This window comes from Streptomyces sp. NPDC001889, from assembly GCF_053594535.1.
Genome location: NZ_JBSFER010000020.1, coordinates 110,761 through 136,685, shown reverse-complemented (window position 1 = coordinate 136,685; position 25,925 = coordinate 110,761). Strand labels below are relative to the sequence as shown.

20 protein-coding genes and 1 pseudogene are annotated in these 25,925 nt (G+C 73.4%); 10 read left to right on the top strand and 11 right to left on the bottom strand.

Annotated elements, in window-relative coordinates:
* Positions 1-2 precede the first annotated feature (2 nt).
* Positions 3-1,211 carry a Cmx/CmrA family chloramphenicol efflux MFS transporter gene (locus tag ACWCRA_RS23755; RefSeq protein WP_351557752.1) on the bottom strand — a complete coding sequence of 403 codons (1,209 nt, stop codon included), beginning with the start codon at positions 1,209-1,211 and terminating at the stop codon, positions 3-5.
* 459 nt (positions 1,212-1,670) lie between these two features.
* Complete coding sequence (locus ACWCRA_RS23750) at positions 1,671-2,027, bottom strand: Pepco domain-containing protein (RefSeq protein WP_451068534.1); 357 nt, start codon at positions 2,025-2,027, stop codon at positions 1,671-1,673.
* Positions 2,028-2,111: 84 nt separating this feature from the next.
* On the opposite strand from ACWCRA_RS23750, the gene ACWCRA_RS23745 reads away from it, so the two are divergent.
* Positions 2,112-2,990 (top strand): alpha/beta fold hydrolase, encoded by an 879-nt coding sequence (locus ACWCRA_RS23745; RefSeq protein WP_351557665.1) that lies wholly within the window; start codon positions 2,112-2,114, stop codon positions 2,988-2,990.
* A 2,769-nt stretch (positions 2,991-5,759) separates the two neighbouring features.
* Here the strand turns inward: ACWCRA_RS23745 and ACWCRA_RS23740 are convergent.
* Together ACWCRA_RS23740 and ACWCRA_RS23735 are read right to left on the bottom strand one after the other, a co-directional pair.
* Positions 5,760-7,577: pseudogene (locus ACWCRA_RS23740) on the bottom strand (HD domain-containing protein); the annotation flags it as partial.
* A 73-nt stretch (positions 7,578-7,650) separates the two neighbouring features.
* Positions 7,651-8,307 (bottom strand): HD domain-containing protein, encoded by a 657-nt coding sequence (locus tag ACWCRA_RS23735; RefSeq protein WP_451068533.1) that lies wholly within the window; start codon positions 8,305-8,307, stop codon positions 7,651-7,653.
* A gap of 133 nt (positions 8,308-8,440) precedes the next feature.
* Between ACWCRA_RS23735 and ACWCRA_RS23730 the strand changes: the two genes are divergently transcribed.
* Positions 8,441-8,758, top strand: coding sequence for a DUF6479 family protein (locus ACWCRA_RS23730; RefSeq protein WP_351557659.1), 318 nt, complete (start codon positions 8,441-8,443; stop codon positions 8,756-8,758).
* Between the two features lie 96 nt (positions 8,759-8,854).
* On the opposite strand, the gene ACWCRA_RS23725 is transcribed toward ACWCRA_RS23730, so the two are convergent.
* The gene (locus ACWCRA_RS23725) at positions 8,855-11,116 is read right to left on the bottom strand and encodes a heavy metal translocating P-type ATPase (protein ID WP_351553013.1); all 2,262 of its coding nucleotides are present in this window, start codon (positions 11,114-11,116) and stop codon (positions 8,855-8,857) included.
* A 261-nt stretch (positions 11,117-11,377) separates the two neighbouring features.
* Here ACWCRA_RS23725 and ACWCRA_RS23720 point away from each other — a divergent pair, with 261 nt between their 5' ends.
* The gene (locus ACWCRA_RS23720) at positions 11,378-12,076 is read left to right on the top strand and encodes a copper homeostasis protein CutC (protein WP_351553016.1); all 699 of its coding nucleotides are present in this window, start codon (positions 11,378-11,380) and stop codon (positions 12,074-12,076) included.
* A gap of 514 nt (positions 12,077-12,590) precedes the next feature.
* On the opposite strand, the gene ACWCRA_RS23715 is transcribed toward ACWCRA_RS23720, so the two are convergent.
* Positions 12,591-13,712, bottom strand: coding sequence for a lipid II:glycine glycyltransferase FemX (locus tag ACWCRA_RS23715; RefSeq protein WP_351553019.1), 1,122 nt, complete (start codon positions 13,710-13,712; stop codon positions 12,591-12,593).
* A gap of 53 nt (positions 13,713-13,765) precedes the next feature.
* The gene (locus tag ACWCRA_RS23710; RefSeq protein WP_351553022.1) at positions 13,766-14,224 is read right to left on the bottom strand and encodes a hypothetical protein; all 459 of its coding nucleotides are present in this window, start codon (positions 14,222-14,224) and stop codon (positions 13,766-13,768) included.
* A gap of 378 nt (positions 14,225-14,602) precedes the next feature.
* On the opposite strand from ACWCRA_RS23710, the gene ACWCRA_RS23705 reads away from it, so the two are divergent.
* Together ACWCRA_RS23705 and ACWCRA_RS23700 are read left to right on the top strand one after the other, a co-directional pair.
* Positions 14,603-15,388: a DUF5753 domain-containing protein gene (locus tag ACWCRA_RS23705; RefSeq protein ID WP_451068532.1), complete on the top strand. Its 786-nt coding sequence runs from the start codon at positions 14,603-14,605 to the stop codon at positions 15,386-15,388.
* 7 nt (positions 15,389-15,395) lie between these two features.
* On the top strand, positions 15,396-15,602 hold the full coding sequence (locus tag ACWCRA_RS23700; RefSeq protein WP_451068562.1) for a DUF397 domain-containing protein: 207 nt from the start codon (positions 15,396-15,398) through the stop codon (positions 15,600-15,602).
* Between the two features lie 93 nt (positions 15,603-15,695).
* Here ACWCRA_RS23700 and ACWCRA_RS23695 read toward each other — a convergent pair whose 3' ends face one another.
* A complete protein-coding gene (locus tag ACWCRA_RS23695; RefSeq protein WP_351553028.1) occupies positions 15,696-15,833 on the bottom strand; it encodes a hypothetical protein in 138 nt (45 codons plus the stop codon).
* Positions 15,834-16,208: 375 nt separating this feature from the next.
* Here ACWCRA_RS23695 and ACWCRA_RS23690 point away from each other — a divergent pair, with 375 nt between their 5' ends.
* Positions 16,209-16,424 (top strand): DUF397 domain-containing protein, encoded by a 216-nt coding sequence (locus ACWCRA_RS23690; RefSeq protein WP_451068531.1) that lies wholly within the window; start codon positions 16,209-16,211, stop codon positions 16,422-16,424.
* Between the two features lie 93 nt (positions 16,425-16,517).
* Positions 16,518-17,036 carry a GNAT family N-acetyltransferase gene (locus ACWCRA_RS23685; RefSeq protein ID WP_351553034.1) on the top strand — a complete coding sequence of 173 codons (519 nt, stop codon included), beginning with the start codon at positions 16,518-16,520 and terminating at the stop codon, positions 17,034-17,036.
* Positions 17,037-17,227: 191 nt separating this feature from the next.
* Here ACWCRA_RS23685 and ACWCRA_RS23680 read toward each other — a convergent pair whose 3' ends face one another.
* Positions 17,228-19,297, bottom strand: coding sequence for a HelD family protein (locus ACWCRA_RS23680; RefSeq protein WP_451068530.1), 2,070 nt, complete (start codon positions 19,295-19,297; stop codon positions 17,228-17,230).
* Between the two features lie 287 nt (positions 19,298-19,584).
* On the opposite strand from ACWCRA_RS23680, the gene ACWCRA_RS23675 reads away from it, so the two are divergent.
* Positions 19,585-19,770 carry a hypothetical protein gene (locus ACWCRA_RS23675; protein WP_351553040.1) on the top strand — a complete coding sequence of 62 codons (186 nt, stop codon included), beginning with the start codon at positions 19,585-19,587 and terminating at the stop codon, positions 19,768-19,770.
* 9 nt (positions 19,771-19,779) lie between these two features.
* Here ACWCRA_RS23675 and ACWCRA_RS23670 read toward each other — a convergent pair whose 3' ends face one another.
* A complete protein-coding gene (locus tag ACWCRA_RS23670; protein ID WP_451068529.1) occupies positions 19,780-21,417 on the bottom strand; it encodes a DNA repair helicase XPB in 1,638 nt (545 codons plus the stop codon).
* A gap of 120 nt (positions 21,418-21,537) precedes the next feature.
* On the opposite strand from ACWCRA_RS23670, the gene ACWCRA_RS23665 reads away from it, so the two are divergent.
* Positions 21,538-21,924: a hypothetical protein gene (locus tag ACWCRA_RS23665; RefSeq protein WP_351553056.1), complete on the top strand. Its 387-nt coding sequence runs from the start codon at positions 21,538-21,540 to the stop codon at positions 21,922-21,924.
* Positions 21,925-22,000: 76 nt separating this feature from the next.
* Here the strand turns inward: ACWCRA_RS23665 and ACWCRA_RS23660 are convergent, their stop codons facing one another.
* Positions 22,001-24,670, bottom strand: a complete 2,670-nt coding sequence (locus ACWCRA_RS23660; RefSeq protein ID WP_451068528.1) for a helicase-associated domain-containing protein — start codon at positions 24,668-24,670, stop codon at positions 22,001-22,003.
* A gap of 101 nt (positions 24,671-24,771) precedes the next feature.
* Between ACWCRA_RS23660 and ACWCRA_RS23655 the strand changes: the two genes are divergently transcribed.
* Positions 24,772-25,785: a hypothetical protein gene (locus tag ACWCRA_RS23655; protein ID WP_451068527.1), complete on the top strand. Its 1,014-nt coding sequence runs from the start codon at positions 24,772-24,774 to the stop codon at positions 25,783-25,785.
* Positions 25,786-25,925: the final 140 nt, after the last annotated feature.

Sequence of the window (25,925 nt, the reverse complement as noted above, 5' to 3'; positions counted from 1 at the left end):
CGCTATCCCTTGACGCGGGTCCCGGCACCGGCCGAGGCCACCGCCGGCGACACCATCACCGTCCGCGACCGGCCGTGCAGCCGCAGCGAGACGGCGACGAGCGCCAGCGCCACCACGGTCATCGCCGCACCGGCCCAGGCCGTCGACGCGTACCCGAGACCGGCGTCGATCACCGTGCCGCCCAGCCAGGGCCCGCCCGTGTTGCCGAGATTGAACGCGGCGGTCGTCGTGGCGCCCGCGAGCGTCGGGGCCGCGCCCGCGACATTGAACATCCGGGCGTTCAGCGCGGGAGCCGTGTAGAACGCCGAGACCCCCAGCAGGAACGAGAGCGTGACCACGGCCACCGGGCTGGAGGCGAGCAGCGCCAGCGCCGCCAGGAAGACGGTCGACGCGGTGATCCCGCTGAGCAGCACCCCGAAGAGGTGGGCGTCCGCGACCCGGCCGCCCACCGCCGTACCGATCAGCGCACCGAGCCCGAAGAGCCCGAGCACACTCGGCACCCAGCTCTCGCCGAGCCCGGCGACATCCGTGAGCAGCGGCGCGAGATACGAGAACGCGCAGAACACCCCGCCCGCGGCGAGCGCCGTGAGCCCGATCGCCAGCCACACCTGACGGTCGCCGTAGATCGACAGCTCCCGCTTCAGCCGGGGCCGCTCGGCGGGCAGCGGAATGCGCGGGATGAGGGTCACCACACCCACCAGCGCGATCGCGGACGACAGCCCCACCGCCCAGAACGCGGACCGCCACCCCAGATGGTCCCCGAGGAAGGCGCCGGCCGGCACCCCGAGCACATTGGCGATGGAGAGCCCGCCGATCATGACGGCCATCGCCCGCGCCCGCGCGTTCACCGGCACCATCGCGATGGCGACGGACGCCCCCACCGCCCAGAACCCGGCACACGCGAGCGCGCTGATCACCCGGGACGCGAAGAGGATCTCGTACGTCGGCGCCAGCGCGCCCGCGACCTGCCCGAGGCCGAAGACGGTGATGAGCGCGACGAGCGTCGTCTTGCGGGGAAGCCGGAGCGTGGCGACGGCGAGCAGCGGCGCGCCGACGACCATGCCGATCGCGAAGGCGGATATCAGCAGACCGGCCTGGGGGATGGAGACGTCCATGTCCTCGGCGATCGGCGGCAGCAGACCGGAGAGCATGAACTCGCTCGTACCGAGAGCGAAGACGGAGAGACCGAGGATGTAGACGGCGAGGGGCATGCGGGGGCGCGGCGGGGCGGAATCGGGCATGACAGGGGTAACGGGGGTGGTCGGGGCAGGCATTCCCGGGGGCGGGGGAATTCACCGGGCTGTAACCCGGGGTCTCTGCCGGCCCGGGGAAGCGCCCGGGGTCTGCGCGGGCCCGGGGAAGCCGGCCGCGTCCTGCCCGGCCCCGGGGCCCGGGCCCGTCGCCGCGCCCGTCGCCGCCGCCAAGCCCACCCCCGACGGGGCCGCCTGCCACGGGGCGGCCTCCGGCCGCGCCGCCGTGGCCGTGCGGAGCCCCGGGTGCCCTGCGCCTGCCCGCTGCCGATGAGCTGTGCTCCGGGCGTCCGCTCCCGTGCGTGCGGCGGTGTCAGTTCTCCGTGCGGCGGAAGGTGAGTGTCAGTCCCCGGGTGCCCTGCACCTGCCCGCTGCCGATGAGCTGTGCTCCGGGCGTCCGCTCCCGTGTGCGCGGCGGTGTCAGTTCTCCGTGCGGCGGAAGGTGAGTGTCAGTCCCCGGGTGCCCTGCACCTGCCCGCTGCCGATGAGCTGGATGCTCCCGCTCGCCGTGACCTGGAACGACAACTGCGCCTCCGCCAGCGGCAGCGCACCCCCACGGGCCGCCACCTCCTCGAAGACCTTCTGGAGGGCGTCCACCGTGTCGGCGAGGTTCTTGCGGAGGGGCCCAAGAGGGACCGAACGCAGCACGGCGTCGTTGTCCCGGCTGAACAGGCCCATGGTGTCGCCGCCCTGAGCGGCCTCCTCCAGATCCTGGTCGGTCGCCTCGACCCAGAACGGCAGGGTCTCCATCTCCGGCACGGGTGCGCTGTCGCTCATGCCCGTCAGCCTAGATCCCCGGCTCTTCCCACAGGGTGGAAACCCGGAGAAGAGTCCCGGTGGGCGCTGCCAGGATGACGACCCATGAGTGCATATGCCAACGATCCTGCCCGCCTCGGTGAGACCCGGCTGCCCGGCGGGCGGCTGATGGGCTGGGCCGAGTGGGGACCGCGGCACGGTGTGCCCGTGCTGCTCTGCCCGGGGGCGGCCACCAGCCGCCGGCTCGGCTTCGGCCCGGAGGCCGTCGAGGCGCTCGGCGTCCGGCTGATCTCGGTGGACCGCCCGGGCCTCGGCGCCTCCACCCCCGCCCCCGGCCGCACCTTCGCCGGCTTCGCCACCGACATCCACGACTTCGCCGCCCTGCGCGGCCTGGGCCGCCCGCTCATGGTCGGCAACTCCCAGGGCGCGCCCTTCGCCCTCGCCTGCGCGGCGGCGGGGTTCGTCTCCGCGCTCGCCCTCGTCTCCGGCGCGGACGAGGTCGCGGCACCGGAGTTCGCCGCCGCGCTCCCGGCGGAGCTGCGGGAGCTGGTCCACCGGGCCGTGACCGACCCGGCCGGGGCGGAGGAGTTCTTCGCCGGGTTCGGCGCGGACGCCATGGAGAACCTGGTCCTGGGCGGCAGCCCGGAACCCGACCTCGCCGTCTTCCGGGACCCCGCCTTCGCCGCCGCCCACCGCCGCGCCCTGGCCGAGGGCTTCGCCCGGGGCCCGGCGGGCTACGCCCGCGACACCGTCCTCGCGATGGGCCGCTGGCCGTTCGCCCTCGCCGACATCACCGTCCCGGTCGACCTCTGGTACGGAGAGCTGGACACCACCCACTCACCGGACCAGGGCGCCTTCCTCACCACCCGTATCCCCGCCGCCCGCCACCGGCTCGTCCCGGGCATCGGCGGCGCCCTTCTGTGGACCCACTCCGGGCCGATCCTCACCGCACTCCTGGAGCGGGCCCCGGCCGTCCGCCCCTGACGGGGCGGCTCCGTCGAACCACCCCTCCGCCGAGTGCCGCATCCCGAGCGCGCTCGCCCGCTCGGCGGCGGCGCGGAAGGTGGTGCGGTGGCGCATGGCGACGGCGGCGATGGCACGGAGGGAGACGGGGGCGCCCGGGAGGTCGGGCAGGGGCTGCTCTCCCTTCAGGGACCGGTGGAGGACCTCCCCGGCGAGGAGGTCCCGCTGGAACTCCTCGGGGAGGGGGCCGGCGGGGAGGCCGAGTTCACGGAGGGCGGCGACGATGACCTCCGGGGGCCGGCAGGTGTGCCGGGCGGCGGCGTGGACGGTGTCCGGGGTGAGCCGGCCGCGGAGGTCGTGCCGCTCGATCAGCAGCCAGTCCGAGCGGCGGAAACCCCGCTGTCGGCGGGTCTCCCTGACCCGGTAGCCGAGGCGCCTCAGCCTCACCCCGACCCGGTCGATGTCCAGACCCGATGCCTCGCTGATCGCGTCGAGGTCCCGGACGGTGACCGGCCGGCGGTCCGGGAGCCGGCGGGACAGGCCCACCACGACGGCCCGGGACTCTCCGTCCAGCCACTCCGGCCCCGGTACCCGGCTCGGGACCGCGAGACCGAGTTGGACGGCCCGGGCGGCGACCTCTTCGGGGAGCACTCCGAGGTCGGCCGCGACGGTGACCAGTTCGGCGCGGGTGACCTCTCCGCCCCGCGCTCCGTGCCGTGCCAGTCGCGTCACCAGCTCGGTGTTCCGCTCCATGAGCCGACGGGTCTCGCTCTCCCCCGGAGCCGAGAGTCCGAGGAGCGCGGCGCTCCGCAGAACCACGCCGACCGGCCGGCGGACGCGGGCCGCCAGGATCATGGCCTCACCGGGGGACAGCCGCTGGTCCTCGGCAGGGCGGGACCGCAACTCGGGCAGGAGCAGCAGAACATCCTCATCGACCTCCGGCGGATAGTCGGAACCGTCCACCGGATAACCCAGTTCACCGAGCCTCCGGGCCGTCGCGCGCGGACTTCCGCCGAACCGGGCGCGCTGGAAGACCTGGAGTCTGGAGACCGGATGTCCCGGGGGCGGCAGGCGGCCATGGCCGGGTCCCAGCAAGGGATTGTCGGACGGCAGCGCGCCGCGCGCCGCCCCCAGGCCGGGTACGCGGTATCCGAGCACCGCCAGTCGATCGGCCGTCTCACCGGCCGATCGCTTGGTGGCGGCCATGAGGTGGAACACGGCTCCCGCGTCCACCTCGCGCTCATAACGCCAGGGAAACAGCGTGGCGAGGACGGACCAGCCGGTGGCGGTGAGTGCCGGTGAGGGCTGATGGGCGAGATACGGCGAGAGGATCTTCGAACCCGGAGGCCCCTGGGTCAGACAGCTCCGCCAGCGTCCGGGGCCGTTCGGGGAATCGCTGAGGAGGTGCAGGTCCGAGGGGAGTGCCGGCAGCGGCGGGTGTCCGTCCGGCGGAGCTGCCGGGGCCAGATCGCCCCGCGCGGAGTGCAGAGCGAGCAGCCGCCACCGGAGGATCTTCTCCGGAAGCGCACGGACCAGCTCGGAGTGGTGGTCCCGGAAGGGGGTGTCCGGGTGGTCGTAGTCGCCGGTGAGCAACGGCACGAGCAGCAGATCCGGTTCGAAGAAGCCCGTTGTGCGGTAGCTCAGCGGGAAGCCGTCCCACGGACGGTCCCTCTTCCGCAGCTCCTCGACGACCAGGTCGGCGAGATCGGGCGAGTGCCGCGCGAGGTCGGCGATCCATGTCCGGGTCACCAGGGACGGGTGTGAGTCCACCAGCCCGGCCACGGTGGAGCGGAACAGACCGTGGACATGGGTCTCGTCGTAGGAGCGCAGCCGGGTCCGGTCGACGGTCAGCTCCGGACGGTGCGCCCCCTGGAGGTTGACGACGAGACCGTGGGGGATTCTCACGTTCCAGAAGCGGTCGGTGTTCACGGAGAGGCCATCGCCGAGCAACTGGCCCGGACCGGGGTGCCACCAGAGATCGGGATGGCCCGACGGCCGGGAATCCCCTCTGACCACCTGGGACATGGCGAGGGACGCGACCGTGCCGTGCGGCAGGAGCCGGCCGGGCTCCCAGACGCGATCATCCCGGCCGTCCCGGGCCCGGGTGCGGTACTGCGCCACCGCCAGGACCCCCAGGAGATGGTCCACGACCGATGTCCGGTCGGCGGTCCGCCTCAGATGCAGCCGCACCCTCGTCCCCGCCTCGCGCCCCTCCCCCAGATCCTCCACCCGGAACAGATTCCCGGGCCCGGCGATCGTCACCCGCAGCGTCCGCCCCGGCGACCCGTCCCTCCCCATCCGGCAGGTCTCCACGGTGATCTCGTCCGCCAGCATGAAGTAGCTGAGCACCCCGATCCCGAACCTGCTGTTCGGGTACAGCTCCACCGGGGGGTCCAGCCGGGCCCACTCCGCCGCCTCCCGCACGAACTCCGGGAGGTCGGTGAAGCGCGTGCCGGCCTGGGCGAAGGTGCTCGCGAGTTCCCGGACCCCCATGCCGACGCCGTTGTCGGCACAGTCGAGATAGGGACGGCCGTGCTCGTCCTCGCCCTCGGTGAAGTCGATCAGCCCGGTCCACTCGACGGTCCGGCCGGTGGTCCGGCGCAGCCATTCGGTGCGGGCCTCGCGGTAGCGGCAGGCGTCCAGGGCGTTCTGGTACAGCTCGCGGACGGCGAGACCGGCATCGCCGTACAGCTCCTTTCCCATGAGGAGCCGCTGCACCCGGTCCTCGGCCAGATGGAAGCGGATGCCCGAGGAGAGTCCGTCGGGTGCGGCCCAGCTCTGGCGCACCCCGTCGGCGTTGGCGTGGGCGGGGAGGGTCGCCAGCGGGTCCGCGGGGCTGCCGGGGCGGGCGGCGAGCACATTGAGGTCGCGCAGCAGGGCGTCCACGCGGCCGGTGTGCTCCTGGAGGGCGAGTTCCACCGCCGGGTGCCGGCAGACGGCGTGCAGCGAACGGCCGCTGCCGGAGACCGTCCACTGCGCCGCGCGGAGGGTTTCGCGCAGTGCGCCGAGGTCGACGCTGTCGGAGATGCCGAGGTGCTCGGCGACCACGGCGGGCAGATCGGCGGGGTCGAGCGCGAGGGCGTGCGCGGCCTTCAGCAGACAGGCCACGAGCGTCTCGCGCAGGGGGTGTTCGTGGATGGTGGCCGCCGCGATCACCTCGCTGTCCGCGAGGGTGCCGGGGCGGGGTGCGGAGAAGGGGGCCGTGCGCCGGTCCTGGACGAAGCGCAGCAGCCGTTCCCGGCCGAGGACCCGCTCCACGACGGGGTCGGCGCCGGGCACCGCGCCGAGGCACTCGCCGAGGACGCCGGGGGCGTAGGCAGCCGGCTGCTGGGGCAGCCAGCGGTGGAAGACCCACCACAGGACGGGCCGGGCCCGTTCCGCGTCCGGCCGGCGGCCGTCGGAGAGCCGGCGCTCCAGCCGTGGGTACTGCCGCAGGAACTCCCGGAACCCGCCGTCCTCGCCCGGGGCCGCGTTCAGCACCCCCACCCGGCGGGCCGCCTCCCGCGTCCAGAACGCCGTATCGAGGAAGGGCAGCAGAGCGAGCAGCGCCGCCTCGCCCGGGGAGAGGACCGTGCCCCTGACCATCCTGCCGATGAGGAAGCCGAGCCGTTCGCTGACGCGCCCGGCCACGTCGGGGTCGTGCCAGGGGTCGTCCCCGAGGCCGCTCGCGCGGGTGTTCCCGTACTGTCCGGCGAGGTGTTCGGCCAGCGCGGTGCAGGCGGTGCGCAGGGCTTCGGTGGTCGGGGCGAGTTCGGGGTCGGTGCGCTCCCAGGCGGGGTGGCGGGCGACCGCGCGCTTCCAGGGGTGCTCGTTCGGGGCGCGTACCGGTCCCGGCAGGACGGTGAACTCCCGCTCGGGGATGTCGGCGACGATCCGGATCCGCTGGAGCGGCCGGGTCTTGCCGTATCCGGTGTGGAGCAGGCGGACCCGCTCCTGGACGGCCTCGCCGAACGCCTCCAGATCGAGCGCGTGCGGGTGGGAGGCGACGACATCGCACACGGCGCGGGAGAAGAGGCTGAACGACTCGCCGGGGGCCGTGCCGCAGTCGCCGCCCTCCCGGACGGTGTCCGACGGGCGCACATACAGCGCCACCTGCGCCGGTGAGCAGGCGTAGACATAGGCGACCTTGCGCCGCAGCGCGGCGGCGATCTTGCGGCGGCTCCAGCCCCGCGGGGCGCCGCCCGGTGCCATGGAGTCGCGCTCCAGGCCCTCCCGGCAGGCGTCGATCAGAAAGACGATCCGCGCGGCCTCGCAGCTCTCCAGCTCCCTGCCCCAGCCGATCTTCACACAGCTGTCGGAGAACGGGCTGATCTCGTAGCTGGCGTCCTCCGGGATGAGGTAGTCGTCGCCCTCGAAGTGCTGGCCGTGCCCGCTGAGCACGATGAGGAGGGTGTCGGCGGGCCCGGCGTCGCGGAGGAAGCGGGCTATCTGCCCGTCGACGACGTTGCGGGTGACTCCCCGCCGGGGCTCGGCGACCTCCGCCGAGTCGAAGCCGCGCTCGGTGAGGGCGGCGGCGAGCCGCTGGAGGTCGTCCTTGACGAAGGGGAGCGACGGAATGGGGTCGTCGTAGTCGCCGGCCCCGATGAGGAGGGCCCTCTGCCGTGCCATGAGCCCCCGGTCCCGGTCGGTACGGCCATCTGGTGCCGGCTGTCCGGCGCCGGCCCTCTGGTGTCCGCCGATTTTAGGCGAGGAGGGCCAGCTCCGTCGCCAGGTTGTGGCGGGCCGGGGCCTCCCAGAGCCGGGTGCCGTGCGGGGTGTGGAAGAGCCTCGGCAGGGCGAGGAGATGGCCGAGGACGGCGGCGCGGCCGGCGCGGAAGGCGTCGTCGGGGACGAAGGCGTACTCCTCGCGGACGGCGGCGGCGTACGCGGCGTAGGCGTCCGGGCCGGAGGCCAGGATCGCGAGGTCGGCGTCGCAGAGGACGGCGCCGTTGGTGTCGGTGTCCCCGGGGGCGTGGGTGACCGTGAGGCGGACCAGGCGGGCGACCTCCCGCGTACCGGACGGGGAGAGACCCGCCTCGGGGAGGGCGCGCTCGGCGAGGCGGGCCGAGCGCTCCTCGTTCTCGGAGCGGTCGGGGAGGTAGACCGCGTCGTGGAACCAGGCCGCGAGGCGTACGAGCGCGGGGTCGGCGGCGTGGTCCGCGAGGGTGTCGATGTGGTCGAGCACGGCGGTGAGGTGGGCCGTGGTGTGGTAGCGGCGCTGGGGCTCGGCCCAGCGGGCGAGCAGCTCATCGGCGTACGGGAGCGGGTCCGGGGCGCCGGAGCCGGCGGGGCGGGCGGGGCGGGCGGCGCGGAGCGTCTGCGACCAGCGGGTGCGGAGGTCGGGGCGGTCGGGGCTCATACGCCGACTCTAGGGCGGCCCCGGGCCGCTCCGGAGGGGTCCGCGCGGGTCTCCGTCTGCACAAAAGCAGCTTATGGGGTCACACTGGGATCAAAGCACCGTGTGCCATCCCGGTTCCCTGGAGGCAGACACCATGATCACCGTCATCATCGTCATCGGCGTCGTTCTGGTCGCCCTGCTGACCAGCACCATCTGGTGGGACGCGATCCGGCGGGAGAAGTTCGTCCCCCCGACCGCCGAGGAACAGCCGCACAAGCCCGATCACCGGGAGCACATCGAGGAAGTACGGGAGGAGGACGCCGACACCTTCCCGCACGAGGGTGAGGACCGGCTCCTCCCGTACAACATGAAGACCCACAGCAGCCACAGCACCGGCAAGGGCCGGGAGGCGCGCCCGGACCACGGGCCGAATGTCGGCGGCGGGGCCTTCGGCAGCGGCGGCTACGGCTGACCGCGCCGCCCCGAGCACCCCTCCGGGACAAGGACAGGGAGGCGGGGCCGGGCGCTGACGCGCCCGGCCCCGCCTCCCCGCTGGGTCCCGCGAGTCCTACGAGGCGGCCTTGAAGCCCCGCAGCCGCAGGCTGTTGCCGACCACGAAGACCGACGAGAAGGCCATCGCCGCACCCGCGATCATCGGGCTGAGCAGGCCCAGCGCGGCGAGCGGCAGGGCGGCGACGTTGTAGGCGAAGGCCCAGAACAGGTTGGTGCGGATGGTGCCGAGGGTGCGCCGGGCCAGCCGGATGGCGTCGGCCGCCGCCCGCAGGTCTCCCCGTACGAGGGTCAGGTCGCCGGCCTCGATGGCGGCGTCCGTGCCCGTGCCCATCGCCAGACCCAGATCCGCCTGGGCGAGCGCGGCGGCGTCGTTGACGCCGTCGCCCACCATGGCGACGCTGCGGCCCTCGGCCTGGAGGCGCTTGACCACATCGACCTTGTCCTCGGGCATGACCTCGGCGATCACCTCGTCGATGCCCACCTCGGCGGCGACCGACTCGGCCACGGCCTTGTTGTCACCGGTCAGCAGGATCGGGGTCAGGCCCAGGGCGCGCAGCCGGGTGATGGCCTCGGCGCTGGTGTCCTTGACCGCGTCGGCGACCTCCAGGACCGCGCGGGCCTCGCCGTCCCAGGCGACCGCGATGGCGGTACGGCCCGCCGCCTCGGCCTCGCGCTTGGCCCGGAGCAGGGCCTCCGGCAGGTGGATCTCCCACTCGGCGAGCAGCTTCTCGCGGCCCACCAGGAGGGCGTGGCCGTCCACGATGCCCTGGACACCGAGTCCGGGAACGTTGGCGAAGTCCTCGGGGGTGGCCAGCTCCCCGGTCCGCTCGGCCGCGCCGGCGGCGACGGCCTGGGCGATGGGGTGCTCGGAGGCGTTCTCCAGGGCGCCGGCCAGCCGCAGGACCTCGTTCTCGTCGGTGGAGGCGGCGGTGTGGACGGCGAGCAGGGTCATCCTGCCGGTGGTGACGGTGCCGGTCTTGTCCAGGACGACGGTGTCGACCTTGCGGGTGGTCTCCAGGACCTCGGGTCCCTTGATCAGGATGCCGAGCTGGGCTCCCCGGCCGGTGCCGACCATCAGCGCGGTCGGCGTGGCCAGCCCCAGGGCGCAGGGGCAGGCGATGATCAGTACGGCGACGGCCGCGGTGAAGGCGGCGGTCCAGCCCTCCCCGGTCGCCAGCCAGACACCGAGGGTGCCCAGGGCGAGCAGGATCACGATCGGGACGAAGACGGCGGAGATCCGGTCGGCCAGGCGCTGGGCCGCGGCCTTGCCGTTCTGGGCGTCCTCGACGAGCTTCGCCATCCGGGACAGCTGGGTGTCGGCGCCGATGCGGGTGGCCTCGACGACCAGCCGGCCGCCGGCGTTGAGGGTGGCGCCGGTGACGCCGTCGCCGGGGGAGACCTCGACGGGGACGGACTCGCCGGTGAGCATCGAGGCGTCCACGGCGGAGGAGCCCTCGACCACGGTGCCGTCGGTGGCGATCTTCTCACCGGGGCGTACGACGAACCGGTCGCCGACCGCCAGATCGGCGGTGGGGATGCGGACCTCGCGCCCCTCGCGGAGCACGGTCACCTCCTTCGCGCCCAGCTCCATCAGGGCCCGGAGCGCGGCGCCCGCCTTCCGCTTGGAGCGGGCCTCGAAGTAGCGCCCGGCGAGGATGAAGGCGGTGACTCCGGCGGCGGCCTCCAGATAGATGTTGGACGCGCCGTCGGTGCGGGAGATGGTCAGCTCGAACGGGTGGGTCATGCCGGGCATGCCCGCGTGGCCGAAGAACAGCGCGTACAGCGACCAGATGAAGGCCGCCGAAGTGCCGACGGAGACCAGGGTGTCCATGGTGGCCGCGCCGTGCTTGAGGTTGGTCCAGGCGGCGCGGTGGAAGGGCCAGCCGGCGTAGACCACGACCGGCGCGGCGAGGGTGAGCGAGAGCCACTGCCAGTACTGGAACTGAAGCGCGGGGATCATCGCCATCGCGATGACGGGGACGGAGAGGAGGACCGCCGTGATCATCCGCTCGCGCAGGGTGCGCAGCTCGCGGTCGTCCTCCGGAGCGCCGTCCTCACCGGGTCCGGCCTCCGCGGCCGTGTCCCGGGGGCGGGGCTCGGTGGCGCTGTATCCGGTCGCCTCGACGGTTCCGATCAGGTCCTGTACGGAGATGTCCGCGCCGCGGTAGGTGACCTTGGCCTTCTCGGTGGCGTAGTTGACCGTGGCCTCGACGCCGTCCATGCGGTTGAGCTTCTTCTCGATGCGGGCCGCGCAGGAGGCGCACGTCATGCCGCCGATGGCGAGCTCTACCTCTTGGTGGGTGGCTGTGTGCGCCACGGTTCCTCCCTGTCCGGTGGCCTATACCCCTAGGGGGTATCTCTTATGGCTCCATGTATACCCCCTCTAGGTATTAATCGCAAGTGTAGGCCGACCCCGGACGCGGTTCCGGATGGGCTCCGGGCGCGGCCGTGCCCCTGTCTTGATCCCGCCCTCGACCGGCAGGGGTGCTGGTGCGCTCGCGGAGCGTGCGCACTAGGCTGGCATTGGACTAGACCTATTTCTAACCATTAGCCGTCGACCAGGAGGAATGGGGTTCCCATGAGCAACCGTGCGGTCCTGGAGGTGATCGCGCTGGACGCGGCGGACGCGGTCGCGGCGCAGTCCGGCGGCGCGGACCGGCTGGAGCTGGTCGCGGACATGGCGGCGGACGGGCTGACGCCGTCGCGGGAGACGTTCGCGCGGATTCGCGCGGCGGTGGATGTTCCGCTGCGGGTGATGCTGAGGCTGGCCGACGGGTTCTCGGCCGGTACGCCCGCGGAGGTGGACGCGCTGGTGCGCGCCACCGAGGGGCTGCGGGCGGAGGGCGCCGACGCCTTCGTGCTCGGCTTCCTCGACGAGGCCGGGAACGCGGACCTCGTGACCGTCGAGCGGCTCGTCGCCGCGATGGAGGGCTGCTCCTGGACCTTCCACCGCGCGATCGACCGCGCGGCGGACCGGGACGCGCTGCGCAAGCAGCTCGCGGACCTGCCCGGGCTCGACACCTACCTCACCGCCGGGGCGCCGGGCGGGGTCGACGACGGCCTCCCCACCCTCCTCACGGAATCGGCCCGCCGGGGCGAGCCCGGGTACGACCCCCTGATCCTGGTGGGGGGTGGGCTCCGCCTCGAACACGTCCCCCAGCTCATCGAGGCCGGCCTCACCGGCTTCCACATCGGCGGCGCGGCCCGCCCCCAGGGCTGGGAGGGCCCGGTGGACGCGGGGGCGGTCCGCGAATGGCGCAAGGTCCTGGACGGGTAGGGGGTGGGCTGTACGGGGTCCTGTGGCCCGGGGGGCCGCGGGGTGCGGGTGTCCTGTGGTGCGGGGTCCGTCCTCAAGCTTCCCCAGAGCTGTCTCTGGGAGGTGCCCCCGGCGGGGCTGGGGTTGCTCAGCCTCTCTGGCGAGCTGAGGCACGAAATCCAGCCCCGCCGGCGTTTGAGGCGCGGGGGTTCGGGGGCTGGTCCCCGACGGTGGCCCGCAGGGTGCGGGTGTCCTGTGGTGCGGGGTCCGTCCTCAAACTCCCCCAGAGCTGCCTCTGGGAGGTGCCCCCAGACGGGCTGGGAGTGGCCGCCCCTGTTGGGGTGCGGGGGGTCGGGGTGCGGGGCCCGGCGCTCGGGGCTGGGCATCCGCGTTGGTGGCGGGACCGGCGGCCTCCGGGCTCGACTCCTCAGGGTCGGCGGGCAGCGGGGTCACGCCGGGATCGACCGGGTCTCCCCGCCGATCCCTTCCGGGGACGACCCTGCACCCCCCTCACCCCCCAGCGGCCAGCCCCCCCTCAGCGCCGCGACATGTACAGATCGAGCGCCTTGTGCAGCAACTTGTTCAGCGGGAAGTCCCACTCACCGAGGTACTCCACGGCCTGCCCCCCACTCCCCACCTTGAACCTGAGCAGCCCCAGCAGATGGTTGCCCTCCTCCAGCGTGTCGGTGATGCCCCGGAAGTCGTAGACCCCCGCACCCAGCGCGTGAGCGTCCGACATCATCCGCCACTGAATCGCGTTGTTCGGCTGCACCTCCCGCTTCCGGCTCGTGGACGCGCCGTACGAGTACCAGACATGCTCACCGACGGTCAGCATCGTCGCCGCCGCCAGCACCTCCCCCTCGTGGTGCGCCAGATACAGCCGCATCCGGTCCGGGTCCTCCGCCGTCAGCACCGTCCACATCCGCTGGAAGTACGCCGGCGGTCGCGGGATGAACCGGTCGCGCTCGGCGGTCTCCGCGTACAGCTCGTAGAAGGCGGGCAGATCGTCGTAGCCGCCGAGGACCACCTTCACCCCCGCCTTCTCGGCCTTCTTGATGTTCCGGCGCCACTGCTGGTTCAGACCCCGGTGGATCTCCTCCAGCGACCGCCCCGCGAACGGGACCTGGAACACATAGCGCGGCTGCCCCGCCGCGAAGCCCTCCTCGCCTCCCGCCTCGGTCTGCTGCCAGCCCATCCGCCGCAGCCGGTCGGCGACATCGAAGGCCCCCGGCTCGTGTGCGGTGGCCCTGGCATCGCGCAACTGCCGGGCCTCCGGGTCGGCGATCGCGGCCTTCACCGCCTCCGCGCTCCACCGGCGGGCGACAACGGGCGGCCCCATCTTCACCGAGAACGCGCCCCTGCTCTTGAGATGGGCCAGCATCGGCTCCAGCCATCGCTCAAGATCCGGCGCCTCCCAGGCGATGACCGGCCCCTCGGGCAGATACGCGAGATACCGCTTGAGCCTCGGCAGCGGCCGGAACAGCACCAGCCCCACCCCGGCGAGGCGGCCCCCGTCGTCGAACCACCCCAGACTCTCCGCCCGCCAGTCCGGCTTCACATCCCCCCACGAGGGGACCTGCATATGACTGGCCGAGGGCAGGGCCGCGATGAAGGCCAGATGCTCCTCACGGGTGATCGTCTTGAGGCGGAATCCCATGTGCGCTGCTCCTTCGCTCGACGCGTCAGCCTACTGAGTGCCCCTGTCGGCGATCACGACGAATCCGCCCGCCGTGCGGCGATTCCCGGGGCGCTGCCCCCGGCCGGCTCCCATCCCAGCGGCACATGCGCCAGGAACGTCCGCCGCGACCCCAGCCGGTCCAGTACCTGTTCGTACTCCCCGGCGGCGGTGCTCACGGCGGACTGACCCGCCGTCACCACTCCCTGGACGAAACCCCCGACAACCAGCTCCTCGGCCCGCCGCCACCCCGCCCGCCCCAGCGGCTCGGTCATCCCGCACCCGTCCCACAGCACCTCCGCGTGCACCCGCCACCCCCGGTGGACCGCGTACGCCGTGACCCGCTCCAGCGTCCGCGCGGGCGCCCGGTCGCTGGTCGTCAGCGCGTACACGGCGACCAGGAAGCCGTTCGCCGGCTCGGTCAGTCCGGAGAGAAGTTGCTCCCGCCGCGCGGCGAGATGCGCGGTGTCGGGGTGCAGGGGGAGAAGTGGCATGGCGGAGTCCTCCGCGTGAGGGTGTGTTGGGAGCGCGCGGGCGGAGGGCCGCACGCCCCCTGCTCTGGGAACTTCGTCCCCTCGCGCTTGTTCTCAACTACCGTGACGCGTAGGGATGATGCCTTGCAAGCGGAACATCCCTGAACTTTCAGCAACCCCCAAAAATGGACTATGCGTGAACATGCGCGGTGCGATGCGGAACCTGTCTGAGGCTCCAGGGGGCCTGCGCACGGACGCACTTGACACGCACAGAGGAACTGGAAGGGTGCACAGGTGGGAGCAAAACGCGGAGCCACCGGACGCCGGCTGGAGTTAGGCATCCAGCTGAGGCAGATCAGGGAGAACTGCCCGCCGGTCGAAGAGGACAGGCTGAAGGGGATGACCCGAAAGGAAGCGGTCCGGGGGTTGAAGGACATCTCCGAGCCGACGCTTGCCCGGATCGAACTCGGCGAGCTGAACTTCCGTCGCAATGTGGGAAATCTCCGGACGCTGCTCAAGCGGTACAGCGTGACCGACGAGGATCTGATCAAACAGCTCATCGAACTGAACCGGGAAGCGCCGAACGAGGAGTGGCTGACCCAGTACCGCAGCTTTCTGCCGACGGGCATGCCGCATTTCGTGGGTCTGGAGGCCGAGGCGGTCGGGATCACCGCGTACCACCCCACAGTGGTCTACAGCCTCCTTCAGACCGAGTCCTACGCGAAGGCGCTGTTCGAGACCGGACGCCCGGTCGAGGACACCACGGCGGAGTTCGTCCAACGCCATGTCGAACTCCGTATGGAGCGCAAACACCGGGTGCTGACGCGCCAAGGACCGGTGCGCCTCCGCTTCATCCTGGGCGAGGCGGCGCTGCGTATTCCGGTCGGTGACGACGAAGTGATGCGCGAGCAGTACGAGGAGATCATCCGGATCGCCCGGCTGGACCATGTCTCGATACAGATTCTCCCCTTCCGGCGCGGATACCGTGCCAACAACGACTTCGCGATTCTGGATCTCGGCGAGCTTCCGCCCCGGGTCCAGACCGACAACGCTTGGGGAGCGGTCTCCGCGTCCGACAAGCCCCGAGAAGTGGACCGGTTCAACCGCCGGTTCGACGCGATGGTGGGCCTGGCCCTCGGGGTCGAGGAGACCATCGCATTCCTGACGGAACTAGCCAGAAGGTAGTAGAGCCATCAACACGCAGACCCCGGCCATAGCGCCGGCCCCCGAAAACGCGTGGTTCAAGTCGTCCTACAGCGGTGACACCGGCAACAACTGTGTCGAGGTCGCGGCTCTGACCGGCCGGGTCGGTGTCCGTGACTCGAAGGTGCGGTCCGGTCCGGCCCTGGTGGTCGGCTCGGCGGCCTGGGCGTCGTTCGTGCACTTCGCGGCGGCCTGATCCGTACACACGTACAGCGCGAGTGCCCTCCCCCGGCTCAGGGGGAGGGCACCTCACAGAGACTTCCGAGGTCATGCGGCAGTTCACGCCTCCTCAGTCAGGCGGCCACGGCACGACGGATGCCGTCACCATGCCGTTGTGGTCGAAGGAGCACGGGTCCAGTTCGATGCTGCTGATCAGAACCCCTGGGATGTGCTCGATGCGGGCGAGCGCGCACTTCAAAGCTGTCATGGGTGTCCATGATGTCGTTCTGCTCCACCGTCAGCGGGGTCTGAGGGTGCATGATGAAATGCCAGCCAGGCGTGGTCCCGGCGCTTTCGGACGAAACCATCGATTCTCTTCGACTCGTTTCCCGCGTTCTGGGGTGTGCAGGGACAGCAGATGACGAACCCCACCGGTGCCGGTTCTTGTCGTGGGTCACCTTAAGGCCACAGGCCTCCGCCCTCCTGAGTGCGGCTTCGACATCCTTCTTCTGGTGCCGGTCCCCGATTCCCATGGTCATACGACTGCTCCGGCCCGACCGGCCCGGGAATGGGCCGCACGGATTTATCACTCCAACGGGGCGCTGTTCGTATCGAAGGCCCCGGACAGGGGAACGGAGAGAGCATGACCTCCACTGAAGCGGCTCTCCCCGCTCCCGGAAACGCGTGGTTCACGTCGTCCTACAGCGGTGACACCGGCAACAGCTGTGTCGAGGTCGCGGCTCTGACCGGCCGGGTCGGTGTCCGTGACTCGAAGGTGCGGTCCGGTCCGGCCCTGGTGGTCGGGTCGGCGGCCTGGGCGTCGTTTGTGCACTTCGCCGTCCGTACGCCGGCGGGCTGACCCCTCCGGGTCGGAATTCGGTCGCAGAGCTGCCCGCCCGCGCCCTACCCTCGCACCGCGACAGCTCCGATCCCTCCCAACCCCGAGGCACGTATGCACATCCGCTCAGCCGCCCCCCACGACGCCGACTTCCTCGCGCTCATCCTCCTGGAAGCCTTCAACTGGGACGGGAAGGCACGGTTCACGCTCGACGACATGATGCGGGAGCCGCAGATCGCGCACTATGTGAGCGGATGGCCGCAGGCCGGGGATTTCGGGGTGGTGGCCGAGGACGCCTCGGGGGTGGCCATGGGGGCCGCCTGGGCGCGGAGCTTCCCCAGCGACGACCAGGGGTACGGCTACACAGGCCCCGACGTGCCGGAGCTGACCCTCGGCGTGCTGCCGGACTTCCGCAGGCGCGGGGTCGCGCGGGCGCTCATGCGGGGGCTCATCGACCGGGCGGCTCGGACAGGTGTCCCCCGGCTCAGCCTCAGTGTGGAGGACGGGAACGCCGCCGTGGGGCTGTACACCGCGTGCGGGTTCACGACCGTCGGGCGCAACGGCGGGTCGGACACCATGGTGCTCACGGTGGGAGGGGGGCGCGCAGGGGAGGTGCCGGGACGTAAAACGTGATTTGTGGCGCTGAGGGGGCCGCGCTTCGCGGGGGCCCGCACGCGCCGTAAATCATGAGTCCCGGCACCGCACCGGAGCGACCCCCGGTCCCGCCACCACAGGCGCCCCCACACCCCGGGTCACCCGCCACGGCCCCCGCGCCCCCGCCCCAGCGGCCCCCCGCCCCAGAGCGCCGGCGGCCTAGCGGAGGCTCACACCGCGCCCAGCTGCTCCGGCAGCTCCTCCCGGTGCACCACCGTCAGCCCCGACACCGCCCGGGTCAGCGCCACGTACAGCCGTCGCAGCCCGGTCCGCTCGTCCGGCTCCCCGGCGACCACGGCGGCCGGCTCGTCCAGGACCACGTAGTCGTACTCCAGGCCCTTCGCCAGCGACGCCGGGACGAGGGTGAGCCGCGACTCGGCGGTGGTCTCGGAGCCGGGGGAGAGCGGGGCGAGCCCCGCGTCCGTGAGGGCGAGGGCCAGCTCCGGCACCCGGGCGTCGGCGGCGATCAGACCCACGGAACCCTCCCGGCGCAGCGCCTCCTCGCAGGCGGCCACCACGGAGGCGGTCGCGGAGGCGGGCTCGGGGGCGACCCGCCGCACCTCCAGTGAGCCGGGGGACTCCCGTACGGAGCTGACCGGCCGCAGCCCGGGGGACATGTGCGGCAGCAGCCGCGAGGCGTAGGCGATCACCTCGCGCGGAACGCGGAACCCGGCGGTCAGCTCCTCCACGGCGGCGTCGGGCTTGCCCAGATGGGTCAGGGCCTCCGCCCAGCTCCCGGTGGCCCACGGGGTGGTCCCCTGGGCGAGGTCCCCCAGCACGGTCGCGGAGCCGGTGGAGCAGCGGCGCCCGACGGCGCGGTACTGCATGGGGGAGAGGTCCTGGGCCTCGTCGAGGACGACATGGCCGAGGGAGGGGGTGCGCTGCACCAGATCCGTCACCTCGTCGATCAGGACCGCGTCGGCCGCCGACCACTTCGCGGACCGGACGCTCCGCGCCGGCCTCTCCCAGCGGACGGTGTGCTGCTCGTCCTCGCTGAGCACGCCGTCGGCGTGGACCGCGAGGTACTCCGGGTCGGAGAGCAGCCGCAGCACCAGCTTCGCCGGGTCGACCGGCGGCCACACGGCCTTGACGGCCGCTTTCACGGCGGGGTTCCGCGCCACCGCGTCCTGCACCCGGTCGTCGGGCGCCTCCCCGGACTCCTCCATGCGGACGAGGACGGAGTGGGCGATGCGCTGGGGGAGGGCGTCGCGGGCGGCGCCGTACCGCATGTCCCGGGCGAGCAGTTCGCGGACGATCGCCTCCAGTTCACCGGCGGGCACGCGCCACCGCCGCGAGCCGCGCACGACCACCACGGGCTCGGTGGGGAGGGTGACATGGGCACGGACGGCGCGCCGCAGCACCTCGGCCATGCGGGCGTCGCCCTTGACGACGGCCGCCGCCGCGCCGTCCGTGCCCCGGATCTCCACCCCGGCGACCAGGTCGTCCACGGTGGACTGCCGGACGTCCAGCTCGCCGAGGGCGGGCAGCACCTGCTCGATGTAGTGGAGGAAGGACCGGTTGGGCCCGATCACCAGGGTCCCGGTGCGGGCGAGCCGCTCCCGGTGCGCGTACAGCAGATAGGCGACCCGGTGCAGGCCGACGGCGGTCTTCCCGGTGCCGGGGCCGCCCTGGACGCAGACCGTGCCGCCGAGCCCGGACCGCACGATCTCGTCCTGCTCGGGCTGGATGGTGGCGACGATGTCGCGCATCGGGCCGACGCGCGGGCGTTCGATCTCGGCCTGGAGGAGTCTGCTGGTACGGGCCTCCTCGGCCGGGTCGGTGAGGTGCTCGTCCTCGTAGGCGGTCAGCTCGCCCGCGGTGTAGCCGAAGCGGCGGCGCAGCCCGACGCCCAGGGGGTCCTTCCGGGAGGCGCGGTAGAAGGGCTGGGAGACGGGGGCGCGCCAGTCCACCACCATGGGGTCGCCGTCGGCGTCGTGGACGTGCCGGCGGCCGATGTAGAAGCGGAACTCGTCGGGTCCCGGGGCGCTTCCGGCGCCGGGCAGATAGTCGAGACGGCCGAAGAAGAGCGGGGTGTGGCTGAGGTCCGCCAGCTCCTTGATCCGGGTCTCCATCTGGGTGGCCAGCACGAGGGAGTTGACCCAGTTCGCGGTGACATTGCTCAGATCGAGGGCCTCCACGCCCTCGCGCATCACCCGCAGGGCGGTGCGGGAGGCCGTCAGATGGGCGCGCTCACGCGCGAGCGGGCCGGTGTCGGTGTGGTCAGGGGCGTGCGCGGGCACAGGTCGCCTCCGGGCGGACGTACAGGCATGGGGGACATGACATGACCGGCCGGTTTCCGTCCGGGCGGCGGCTCTCCCCGGGGAAACGGGAGGCGGGCAGGCGGGGGAGTCTAGTCATCGGCCGGGAGGAGGGCGAACGGATTTCTCCGCGCGAGGGAGGACCCGGGTCTCCTCCTCAGGTGCCGGACCCTGAGACGAACCCCTATGCCTGGAGTCGTAGGAGGGGCGGGGCAGGGTTCCGCCCTCGGGGCGATGTGGCGGGAGGGGCGGGAAACGAGGATGGGGACATGAACACAGCGACGTTCACCCCCAGCACCCACGCCTCCCGCACCGGCCACACCGAGGGCGGCGCCGCCCCCGCCCCGCAGGGCGTCGGCGGCGCGCTGCGCGCGGTCATGACCTTCGCGGGCGCGCTCTTCAGCGTCGCCGTCCTCGGGGAGTACGCGGAGGACGCGGGCGTCCGCCGCCACTGACCCCGGCTCCTACTTCAGGAGTTCGTCCGCGTCCACGATCCGGTACGCGTACCCCTGCTCGGCCAGGAACCGCTGGCGGTGGGCCGCGAAATCCTGGTCGATGGTGTCCCGGGCGACCACCGAGTAGAAGCGGGCCTCGTGCCCGTCCGCCTTGGGACGGAGTACGCGGCCCAGCCGCTGGGCCTCCTCCTGGCGGGAACCGAAGGTGCCCGAGACCTGGATGGCGACCGTCGCCTCCGGCAGGTCGATGGAGAAGTTGGCCACCTTCGAGACGACGAGCACCGAGATCTCGCCCTGCCGGAAGGCGTCGAAGAGCTTCTCGCGCTGCGCGTTCGAGGTCTCGCCCTTGATGACGGGCGCGTCCAGATGCTCTCCCAGCTCGTCGAGCTGGTCGATGTACTGCCCGATGACCAGGGTCTGTTCGCCCCGGTGCTTGGCGACCAGCGCCTCCGTGACCTTCCGCTTGGTCGCGGTGGTGGCACAGAAGCGGTACTTCTCCTCGGTCTCGGCGGTGGCGTAGGCGAGCCGCTCGGCGTCGGTGAGGTTGACCCGCACCTCCACGCAGTCGGCGGGCGCGATGTACCCCTGCGCCTCGATCTCCTTCCACGGCGCGTCGAACCGCTTGGGTCCGATGAGCGAGAAGACATCCGACTCGCGGCCGTCCTCGCGGACGAGGGTGGCGGTGAGTCCGAGCCTGCGCCGGGCCTGGAGGTCGGCGGTGAACTTGAAGACGGGCGCGGGCAGCAGATGCACCTCGTCGTAGACGATCAGGCCCCAGTCGCGGGAGTCGAACAGCTCCAGATGGGGGTAGATGCCCTTCCGCTTGGTGGTCAGCACCTGGTAGGTGGCGATGGTGACCGGGCGGATCTCCTTCCGCGTACCGCTGTACTCGCCGATCTCCTCCTCGGTCAGCGAGGTCCGCTTCACCAGCTCGTGCTTCCACTGGCGGGCGGAGACGGTGTTGGTCACCAGGATCAGGGTGGTCGCCTTGGCCTGGGCCATGGCGCCCGCGCCGACGAGGGTCTTGCCCGCGCCGCAGGGGAGCACGACCACGCCGGAGCCGCCGTGCCAGAAGCCCTCGACGGCCTGCTGCTGGTAGGGGCGCAGACCCCAGCCGGTCTCGTCGAGGTCGATGCGGTGGGCCTCGCCGTCGACATATCCGGCGTGGTCCTCGGCGGGCCAGCCCAGCTTCAGCAGGGTCTGCTTGATCTGCCCGCGCTCGGAGGGGTGGACGACCACGGTGTCGGGGTCGAGCCGCTCGCCCACCAGGGGCTGGACCTTCTTGGAGCGGAGGATCTCCTCCAGGACGGGCCGGTCGGTGGAGGTGAGGACCAGCCCGTGGACGGGGTGCTTGGAGAGGGTGAGCCGGCCGTAGCGGGCCATGGTCTCGGCGACGTCGACGAGCAGGGCGTGCGGTACGGGGTAGCGGCTGAACTGCACCAGCGCGTCCACCACCTGCTCGGCGTCGTGCCCGGCGGCGCGGGCGTTCCAGAGGCCGAGGGGGGTGATGCGGTAGGTGTGGATGTGCTCCGGGGCGCGCTCCAGCTCCGCGAAGGGGGCGATGGCACGGCGGCAGGCGCCGGCCTGCTCGTGGTCGACCTCCAGGAGGAGGGTCTTGTCGCTCTGGACGATGAGTGGTCCGTTCACACCTGCGCCCTTTCGGTAAGCCAAACCTCCAGTGTGCCGTACTCGTCCTGAGTATCCGTCCGAATGGAGCTGAGTACGCGGGCGGTGCCCCGGGCGGCGGGGGGCCGCTTGAGTGGTGGCATGAGAAGCCCGCAGAACCCCGCAGGCCCGTACGGCTCCGTCCCGCCCCGGATGCCGGTGGCCCCCGCCGACCCGCCGGACCGGCACTGGTGGGCGGCGCCCGCGCTGGCGACGGCGGCGGCGCCGGTGCTGGCGCACCTCGACGCGGGGGCGCTGCCGGGCGGCTGGACGGCGTCGTGGTGGGCGCTGGTGTATCTGCTGCCGCTGGTGCTGGTGGCCGCCTCCTGGCTGGTGGGGCGGACGGCGCGGTGGCGGCGGCCGAGGATCGTGCTGGGGGCGGCGGGGTGCGCGCTGGCGTGGTACATGACGGAGGCGCTCACCACGCTGCTGGTCGGGGTGTGGCTGCTGGGGCAGGTGGTGCGGGTGGTGGACGCGACGCTGGGTTAGCCGGGGGGCGGGCCGGTTGCCCGGGGGCGGCGGCCGGGTTCGTTCAGGGGACGGCGGGGGCGGCGGCCGGGTTCGTTCAGGGGACGGCGGGGTCGTCGGCCGGCTCGTCGGCGAGTTCCGCGACGCCCGTGACGCGGTGCAGCGGATACGTGCGGACCTCGTCGGCCGTGTGGTCGTACGCGGTCACGAAGCCGCCCTCCACCCGCACCGGGGCGATCACCCGCTGGCTCGCCGTGCCCTCGGCGTTGACATAGCCGATCCAGATCGCCGAACCGGTCATCACCGCCGCCTGGACGGTGGCCAGGGTCTCGGCCGAGGTCGAGCGGGGCAGCCCGCCCTGACGGCCCGCGCCCGCGCCCGTGCCCGTACCCGGGCCCGGCGGGCGGCCGGGTTCCCGGGCCGCGCCCGCCGGCCGGTGCTCCACCGTGGCCGCCAGGTCCCCGGCGCGGATCGCCCGCACCGCGGCGCCCAGCAGGGTGGCGTCCGGCACCGGCGGGCCGTCCGGGACCGGGACGGGCGGGGTGCGCGGCGGGGTGCGGCGGGCGTGGGCGCGGGTGATCAGCACATCGCCCTCGGCGGACTCCGCGGAGGGGGCGTAGCCGAGGGAGCGCAGCCCGGCGAGGAGCGCGGGCGGCTCGGCCCGGGCGGCGAGGACGGTGGGCGCGAGCCGGCGCAGCCCGAGGCTCTGGGAGCGCTTGTCGGCGAGGATCTCGTCCAGCAGGGCGTCGTCGTCGCAGCGGACGTAGGCGGAGGCGGCGCCGATGCGCAGATGGCCGTGGCGGCGGGCCACGTCGTCGATGAGATAGCTCAGCGGCTGCGGCACCGGGGTACGGGAGTGGGTGGCGAGGAAGGTGTGCAGATCGGTGGCCGAGCGGCCCGCGTCCAGGGCGCGGCGCACCGAGCCCGGGGTGAAGCGGTAGACGGTGGCCCCGCCCTTGGACTCGACGTCCGCGAGCACCGCGAGGGTCTCGGCGAGGGGGCGCTCCAGCGGGCCGGGGGCGACGGCGGTGAGGTCGGCCTGGAGCAGGACGTGGTCGAGCGGGGTGGGCAGCAGTGGGGCGAGGGCCGCCGCGGCGGCGGTCTGGGCCGCCGCGCGCCCGGCGGTGGTCAGGGCGGCGGGCGCCGGGGCGGCCGGGGGCGGGGTGCTGTCGGGGGCGACGGCCTCGGGTCCGTACCCCAGCAGGGCCCGGCCGGGGGCCGAGAGCGCGCCCCGGCCCGTGATGCCCAGGGTCTCCGCCTCGCCCAGGGTCCAGGCCGCGATCCGGGAGCGCAGATCCACCGGGCCGCCGCTGCCGCCTCCGGCGCCGTCGCTCCCGGTGCCGGTGCCGGTGCCGGCGCCGCCGGTCCGCAGCGGGCGCTCCCAGCGGAGCCGTGCGAGAACGGTCTCCGGGTCGGGGGCGGTGCCGGGCGGGAGGGTCGCCAGCAGCTCCAGGACCCGCAGCCGCACCTCCGGAGCGGCCGAGCGGTCCAGCTCGGGGCCGAGCGCCGACAGGGTGCGGCCCTTGCCGTCCTGGCCGCCCACCAGGCCGGGGGTGCGGGTGGCGGTCAGCCAGGCGTCGGCGAGGAGCGCCCAGCGCTCGGCGGCGGGGAGGGTGAGCCACTCGTCGTACACCGGGGTCGGGGCGTACCGCTCGTCGGCCTCGCCGTCGGCGGCGAGCAGGCCCGCCGCGTACGCCACCTCGATCCAGAAGGCGGCCATCGGCTCGCCGGTGTCCAGGGCGGCGGCGGTCCGCTTGAGGTCGCGCACGGCGAGGCCGCCGGCGCGGAGCACCGGGGGGCCGCCCTCGTGCCAGTCCTGGAGCAGTTCCTCGACGGTCGCCAGCGCGGTGAAGGACTGGCCGGCGGCGGTGCTGTCCACAGCCTGTGGACGGCCGGACGCGACCGCCGAGGTGGCGGTGACAGCCGGCGGCACCGGCTCGGGCACGCGGTGCGCCCGGCCCGCCCGCAGATGCAGCGCCGCCTCGCGCGGCAGCACCACCGTGCGGGGGGAGGCGGGCAGCAGCAGCCCGTGGTCCCGCAGCCAGCGCACGGGCGGCGCGGGGCTGGCCGTGACCTCGCCGTACGGAGGGCCCCACACCAGCCGGTCCAGCACCGTCAGCGCCTCCGACGGGGCCTGGTCCAGCAGCCGGCCCATCCGTGTCCGGTCGGTGAACAGCGCGGTCAGCGCGGCCACGGCGGACACCGGATCGTGGGTGGTCGGCAGGGCGTTCGCGGCCAGGATCTCCTGGAGCCGGCCCGGTGACATCCCGGCCGTCGCCTCCGCGACGGTGGGGCCGAGGCCGGTGGGGGAGGGTCTGGTGGGGGAGGGGGTGAGCAGTTCGCGGGCGGTGCGGACCAGCCGGAGCCGGTCGTCGCCGCCCCACACCAGCGCCCGGGTCCGCAGCGCCTCCACGGCTCCCGGCAGGGCCGCCTCGACGGCCGGGTCGCCGTCGTCGCCGCCCAGCAGCGCGAGGAGGGTGGCGCGGGGGGCGGGGTCGGGGGCGACGGCCAGTGCCTCGGCGGTCTGGAGCGTGAACCGGTCGAGCCGCTCCAGCGCGCGCACCACGGAGGCACGGGTGCCCGCCCGGGTGGCCAGCTGGGTGAGATCGCCCGGGACGGGGCTCAGCAGATCGGGGCGGGCGCGCAGCAGCGCGGCCAGCTCCGGGTCACCCCGGTGGCGCAGGGCCTCGGCCAGTGTGCGCGGAGAGCCTGTTCCGGGTGATCCTTCGGGTGTTGCTGCGGGTGTTGCCTCGGGCGTGGTCCCCATCCGCACCACGGTAGTCGCTGGAGCGGCCCGTGGAGTCCCCGGAGCGCTGACGGGCGCGCTACGGTCGGCGGGCAACGTCGGGGAACGTCAGGGGAACGGCCGTGGGGATCGAGAGTGATCAGCTCGTCTACGACTATCTGAGCCGGGTCGGCGATCTGGCCCAGCGGCAACAGCTGCCGTCGGCCGCCCGGATGGAGCTGGTGGCGGCGCTGCGGGGGGAGATCGACCGGCAGCGGGGGAGAGGGGTGCTGGACAGCCCGGCCGCCGTACGGCGCATTCTGGGGCGGATCGGGAGCCCGGACGAGGTGGTGGCGTCGGCGCGCGGAGGGGCTCCGGCGGGGGCGGACGCGCCGGCTCCGGAGCCGGGGGGCGCCCCGGGCGCGTCGCGGGGGAGGCGCGGGATTCCGCGGCCCCGGCCGTCCCGGCCGCTGCCCCGGCTCCGGAAGGACGTGGCGGTGCCGCCTCGGCCCGCCGGGGGGCTGTCGCCGCATGTGGCGGGGCTGGACGAGCTGGGGTCGTCGGACACGGACACCGACTGGTGGAGCGTGGAGCCGCGGCCGTTCGGGCCGGGGGAGCGGGTGGCCGGGTTCACGGGTGGGGTGGAGATCCCCGAGATACTGGCTCCTCCGCCGCAGCCTCCGGTGGAGGAGGAGCCGGCTCCGGAGGAGGCCGGGCAGGCCGGGGCGGCGGGCCCGCGCGGGCTGCTGTCGCGGCTGCGGCGCCGCGCCCCGGAGCCGGCTGCCGAGCCTGCTCCGGCTCCCGAAGAGGCGCCCGCGCCCAGGAGGGGCTGGGGGAGCCCGCTGCTGCTGCTCGCCGCGGCACTGCTGGTCGGAGGGGCGCTCTTCGGTTCGTGGATCGCGCTGGGGCTGGGGTGGTTGCTGGTGTACGGCTCGCGCCGGCTGTCCGCCGCCGAGACGAAGACGGCGGTTTTCGCCCTGCCGGGGGCGGCGGTGGGGGCGGGGGCGCTGTGGGTGTGGGGGCGTGCGGCGGGGGAGTGGGGGGATTCCGTGCCGGAGGGGGGGTTGGGGGAGGCGGTGGCGGGGACGTGGCCGTGGTCCCTGAAGGGAGCGGCCCTGGCGTCGGCCCTGTACGTGACATGGCGCGCCCGCCGCTGAGGCGTTACCTCCCGGCGGGCCGGCGCACTTCGGCCCGTCCGGGCCGTCTGGGGGCACCTCCCGGAGGCAGCTCTGGGGGAGTTCGAGGACGGACCCTGTGCGACAGGTCCCCGCACGGTGCGGGCCACGGTCGGGGGCCA